Origin of the sequence: Streptomyces sp. TRM64462 (assembly GCF_013362995.1) — a bacterium.
Taxonomy (GTDB): Bacteria; Actinomycetota; Actinomycetes; order Streptomycetales; family Streptomycetaceae; genus Streptomyces.
Genome location: NZ_JABWDV010000219.1, coordinates 1 through 5,548, shown reverse-complemented (window position 1 = coordinate 5,548; position 5,548 = coordinate 1). Strand labels below are relative to the sequence as shown.

The 5,548-nt window shown below is 72.8% G+C and carries 4 protein-coding genes and 1 pseudogene; 2 read left to right on the top strand and 3 right to left on the bottom strand.

The features are described from left to right. The 3 genes from HTZ82_RS09930 to HTZ82_RS09920 form a co-directional block, all read right to left on the bottom strand. Positions 1-1,139: FAD-binding oxidoreductase (locus HTZ82_RS09930; RefSeq protein WP_175408951.1), on the bottom strand; the 1,139-nt coding region annotated here is incomplete at its 3' end. 29 nt (positions 1,140-1,168) lie between these two features. Further along, positions 1,169-2,341 (bottom strand): enolase C-terminal domain-like protein, encoded by a 1,173-nt coding sequence (locus HTZ82_RS09925; RefSeq protein WP_175408950.1) that lies wholly within the window; start codon positions 2,339-2,341, stop codon positions 1,169-1,171. After that, entirely contained in the window at positions 2,316-4,127 is a 1,812-nt protein-coding gene (locus HTZ82_RS09920) for a thiamine pyrophosphate-requiring protein (RefSeq protein WP_175408949.1), read from the bottom strand. The genes HTZ82_RS09925 and HTZ82_RS09920 overlap by 26 nt, the downstream gene beginning before the upstream one ends. A 247-nt stretch (positions 4,128-4,374) precedes the next feature. On the opposite strand from HTZ82_RS09920, the gene HTZ82_RS09915 reads away from it, so the two are divergent. Together HTZ82_RS09915 and HTZ82_RS32160 are read left to right on the top strand one after the other, a co-directional pair. Next, positions 4,375-4,725 carry an NADH-quinone oxidoreductase subunit A gene (locus HTZ82_RS09915; protein ID WP_175408948.1) on the top strand — a complete coding sequence of 117 codons (351 nt, stop codon included), beginning with the start codon at positions 4,375-4,377 and terminating at the stop codon, positions 4,723-4,725. Next, a pseudogene (locus HTZ82_RS32160) lies at positions 4,716-5,548 on the top strand (hypothetical protein); the annotation flags it as partial. The gene HTZ82_RS09915 and the pseudogene HTZ82_RS32160, both read left to right, overlap by 10 nt.

The following is a 5,548-nucleotide window of genomic DNA, read 5'->3' as shown; positions in this document are numbered from 1 at the left end:
GCCTCGTCGGCGGTGTCGGCCCCGAACTCGACCATGAGCCAGCCGTCACCGTCCTCCAGGCGGGGCAGCAACCGCACGTCGGCCTCCTTCATGCGCAGCCGCCGCATGTTGCCGACCAGGCGGCCGTCGAGGGCCTCCAGGGCGATGGGCCGCCACCGGTCCACGATCTCCGCGCACCGGTCGGCGGCCTCCGCCAGTTCGTCGTACGCCACCACCACCAGACGGCGCCTGGCCATCGCGGGCGTCAGCTCCAGGACGGCCTGGAGGACGGTGGCGCAGGTGCCCTCGGTGCCGACGAGAGCGCGGGCCACGTTGAAGCCGCGTTCCGGCAGCAGCTCGTCCAGGTTGTAGCCGGAGACCCGGCGCGGCAGTCGGTCCACGGGAGGGAAACCGGTGCGGATCGCGGCCGTGTAGCGGTCGCGGAGCGCCCGCAGCGCCGCGTAGATCCGCCCCTTGGCGCCGCCATCGGCGATGATCCGGTCCAGGTCCTTCTCCTCGCCCACACCCGTCCAGAACCGCTCCCCGTCGTACGTGACGACCTCCAGGGCGCGCACGCTGTCGGACGTGCGCGGGCCGGGGCCGTACAGCTGCGACTGCACCGAGTGGGCGCCGCACGAGTTGTTGCCGATGTTGCCCCCGATCACGCAGCGGGAGTGCGTCGACGGGTCGGGGCCGAACACCAGGCCGTGCTCGCCGGTGCGCCGGTTGAGCTCCTCGTTGACGACGCCGGGCCGGCAGGTCACCAGCCGCCGCTCCGCGTCGACGCGCCCGATGTCCGTCAGGTACTTGGAATGGTCGACGACCACCGCCTCGTTGACGGTCTCACCGGACAGACTGGTGCCGCCGCCGCGGTCGAGGAGCGGCGCGCCGAACCGGTGGCACAGCCGGTGCGCGACGACCACGTCGTCCAGGGTGCGGGGCACCACCAGGCCGATGGGCACCTGCCGGAAGTTCGACGCGTCCTGCGTGTACAGGGCGCGGGACCCGGCGTCGAAGCGCACCTCGCCCTCGACCTCCGCGCGCAGCGCCCGCTCAAGACCGCCGACGTCGACGGTACGGCGCCCCCTGGGGGCACCGGGAATGCGCGGGTCGGTCTTCGCGGGCACCTCACGGACCGCGCGGCGCGGACGTCGAGTCATCACTTTCGTCCTCTCCTCGGCAGGCGCCGTCACGCGACGCGATACCGCTCCGCGTCCGCCCAGCGGACCTCAAGACCGTGCCCCGGCCGCCCGGTGTCGGGCCGCAGCACACCGCCGTCGGGTACCGGCGCACCGTCGAAAAGCATCCGTTCGATCCGTACGTGGTCGTGGAAGTACTCCAGATGGCGCAGCCGTTCGACGGCGCAGAAGGCGTGCGCCGAGACGGCGGGCGCGCAGTGCGCCGACAGGTCGACGTGGTGGGCCGCGGCGAGGCCCGCCACCCGCAGCAGCCCGGTGATCCCGCCGCAACGCGTCACGTCGGCCTGCAGGCAGTCGACCGCGCCCGCTTCGACGAGCCGTACGAAGTCGTCGATGACGTAGCCGTACTCGCCCGCCGCGATCTCCAGGCGGGCCGGCGCCCGGTCGCGCAGCAGCCGCAGCCCGGCGAGGTCGTCGGAGGTGACGGGCTCCTCGAACCACCGCACGTCCCAGTCGTCGGCGTACCGCCGCGCCCAGTACAGGGCCTCCTTGCGGCCGAACGCGCCGTTGGCGTCGGTGAACAGCTCGGGCGCGTCGCCCACGGCCCGCCGCACGGCGGAGAGTCGTTCCGGGTCGCGCTCCGGGTCGCGGCCCGTCTTCAGCTTCAGCCGCGGGACGCCCTGCCCGGCCCAGCCGCCGAGCTGCTCCGTCAGCCGGTCGAGGCCGTAGTTGGTGAAGCCGCCGCTGCCGTAGACGGGCACGCGGTCGTGGAAGGCGGGCAGGGTGCCCACCAGGGGCAGGTCCAGCAGCCGCGCCCGCAGATCCCAGAGCGCGATGTCCACCGCGGACACGGCCATGGCCCCGCCCCCGGGTCTCCCGGTGTTCCGGATGCGGTCGACCATGCGGCGCCAGAGCGCGGGCGGCGCCGTCGGCGGAGGGGCGCCGGGCTCCGTCAGGACCGGGGCCAGCCGCGACGAGACGAGCGCGGCCAGCGAGACGTCGCCGTACGTGTAGCCGATGCCCGTACGGCCTCCGGCGCCGACCTGTACGAGGACGAGCGTCGTGGAGTCCCAGTCCAGCGTCCCGTCCTGCTCGCGGCCGCCGGGCCCGTCGGTGGGGACGCGGAACGCACCGACGTCCACGCGGTCGACCGCCACGTCCCCGCGGACACCGCCGGCCGCCGCGCCCCGGCGGACGTCAGCCGTGGCCGCGGCCGGGCACATGGCTGACGAGTTCGGCGAACTTCTGCCGGACGCCCTTGGTCGCGATGCCCAGGCCCTCCGGGTCGTGGACGGCGGCCTTCGCGGCCTTCTTGCCCTGGTCCAGCATGATGTGCGGCGGGATGGGCGCGATATCCGCGTCGACCTTGAACTCCAGGACGACGGGCCGGTCGGCGGACAGCGCCGCGTCCCAGGCCTCGCCGACCTTCTTCGGCTGGTCGCAGTACACGCCGCGCAGCCCGAGCAGTTCGGCGTACTGGGCGTAGGGCACGTCGGGGATGTCCTGGGAACCGGGGAACTTCGGGTCGCCGGCGAGGGCGCGCTGCTCCCAGGTCACCTGGTTGAGGTCCTGGTTGTTGAAGACGCAGAAGACGAACGGCGCGAACGGCCTGCGGCCGGCGAGCCGGTCCCAGTACCGCTTGATGGTGATCATCTCGTTCATGCCGTTCATCTGGAACGCCCCGTCACCGACGAACGCGATCACGGGCCGGTCCGGGAAGGCGAAGCGCGCGGCGATCGCGTACGGAACGCCGGGCCCCATCGTCGCGAGCGTGCCCGACAGGGAGGCCAGCATCCCGGGGCGCATCTTCAGATAGCGGGCCCACCAGTTGGTGCCCGACCCGGAGTCGGCGGTCAGGACGCAGTCGTCGGGCAGCCGGGGCGACAGCTCGGCGGCCACGGACTGCGGGTTGACCTTCCCTTCGAAGGACTGGTGGGCGCGCCGCGCGAGGATGTCCTCCCACTCGCGGACGTCCTTCTCGATCTTCTTCCGCCAGCCGCGGTCCTCCTTGCGGTGGAGCAGCGGGTTGAGCAGCCTCAGGGTCTCCTTGGTGTCGCCGACGAGATGGGCGTCCATCGGGTAGCGGATGCCGATCATGCTCCCGTCGATGTCGATCTCGACCCCTCGGGCCTGTCCCTCGTCGGGCAGCCACTCCGCGTACGGGAAGGACGTGCCGATCATCAGCAGGGTGTCGCAGCCGCGGATCATGTTGTCGCTGGCCTTGCTGCCCAGCAGCCCGATCGGGCCGGTGACGAACGGCAGGTCGTCCGGAAGCACCTGCCGGCCGAGCAGCGCCTTGGCGACCCCGGCGCCGAGGAGCTCGGCGGTCTCGACGACCTCGGCCTCGGCGTGGCCCGCTCCCTGGCCGATGACCATGGCGACCTTCTTGCCCTCGTTGAGGACGTCGGCGGCCTTGCGGAGCTCGTCCGGGTCCGGGAGGACGCGGGGCCGGCTCCAGCCGATGCTGGAGAACACCGAGCCGTGCTTCTTGGGCGGCGACGGCTGCGCGTCCTCCTCCTGCACGTCCTCGGGAATGATGATCGTGGCCACCGACCTGGTCGTCAGCGCGGTCTTGAAGGCGCGGTCGATCACATGCCGGGCCTGCGCCGGATGGACGATCGTCTCGCAGTACGCCGACACGTCGGCGAACAGCCGGTCGAGGGCGATCTCCTGCTGGTAGGCCGAGCCCAGGCACAGCCGCTTCTGCTGGCCCACGACGGCGACGACCGGCTGGTGGTCGAGCTTGGCGTCGTACAGCCCGTTGAGGAGATGGATCGCGCCGGGCCCTGACGTGGCGACGCAGCAGCCCACCTCGCACGCGAACTTCGCGTGCCCGCAGGCCATGAACGCGGCGTTCTCCTCGTGCCGGGCCTGGATGAACTCCGGTTTTCCGCCGGCCCGGTCGAAGGCGCCGAGGAGCCCGCTGATCCCGTCACCGGGATACCCGAACACACGCTCCACGCCCCACCCGCGCAGACGTTCCAGTATGAAATCGGCCACCTGTGCCATGGCATCTCCCTGGCGTGAGCCTTGTGTCAGTCGCTTCGTCAGTCGCTTGGTCGGTCCTTGCGTCGCCTCACCCGGGTCACCGTGAGCCCCCGACGTAAACCCGCACGTGGAGTGGTGGCGATGTTGCGGAGGGTGACCGTGGTGGTGTTTCCGGCGAGGCATATGGGTCAACCTGGGCGTGACGTTCCGTCAGTCGGGTACCGGTCGGCCCGATGCTGGGTCGGGGGCAGGAAGGAAGACCGCCGGAATGAACGGGTTCACGGCCGTGCTCGCCGTGCTCGGCCTCGCGCTGCTCGCCGTGGGCGCGGTGCACGGCGCCGCCTGGTACGTCCGCGTGACGTCCGAGCCGCTGGCCGCGCAGCCGTTCGGCTCGGGCCTGGAGCCGCGCGAGCACGCGGTGAGCCGGTTCCATGTGCGCTGGTACCCGGTGACGATGCTGTTCCTCGCCTTCGACATGGAGATGGTCTTCATGTACCCGTGGACCCGGGTCGTCTCGGCCATGGGCAGCACGGCCGTGATCGAGATGTTCACCTTCCTCGCAGTGCTGATGGCCGGGGTCGTGTACGTGTGGCGGGAAGGGGCGCTGCGATGGACATGACCGCCGTCCTGCTGCGTGCCGCGGCAGCCCGCCCGCGCGTGCTGCTGGTCACGATGCCCGCGGCGACGCCGGTACGGCTGGCCGCCGAGCGGGAGCTGCGCCTGCGGGACCTGCCCCAGGCGGCGACCCCCGCCGACGCCGACGTCCTCCTCGTCGCGGGCACGGGCGGTCCCGCCCTGGAGCGGGCGGCCGACCGCCTCTGGCAGGACATGCCGTCCCCGAAGACCAGGGCCCGCGCCCACAGCCCGGCGGACGTCCCCACGGTGCTGGACACGGCCCGCACCCACCTGACGGACGCCACGGGCCGGCGCCGCCGCCGCCCGGCACCGGCTGCGGACCACGGCGACGGCGCCGGCGGCGGCCACGACAGGCACGGAGGCCGTGACGGGCGCGAGGGCGACGGCGCCCACGACAGGCACGACGGTCGTGAAGGCCACGGGGGTCACGACAGCCGAGAGGGTCATGAGGGCCACGAGGGCCATCAGGGCCGCGATGTACGCGAGGGCCACGACGGTCGTGACGGCCACGGAGCCCACGACGGGCATGACGGACGCGGCGCCCACGACGGTCACGACGGCCACGGGGGCCATGACGGTCACGACGGCCACGGGGGCCACGGTGGTGGCGACATGGTCGTGGCCGGGCTGCCCATGGCCGGGCGGGGGCCCGACCGGGACGGGCTGGCGCTGGACCGGCTGCACGTGGCGCTCGGGCCGTTCCTCGGTGACTGGCCCGGCGGGCTCACCGTGCGGCTCACGCTGCAGGGGGACGTCGTCCAGGAAGCGGAGGCGGAGGCAGGGGCGGAGGCGGACACCGGGGCGGG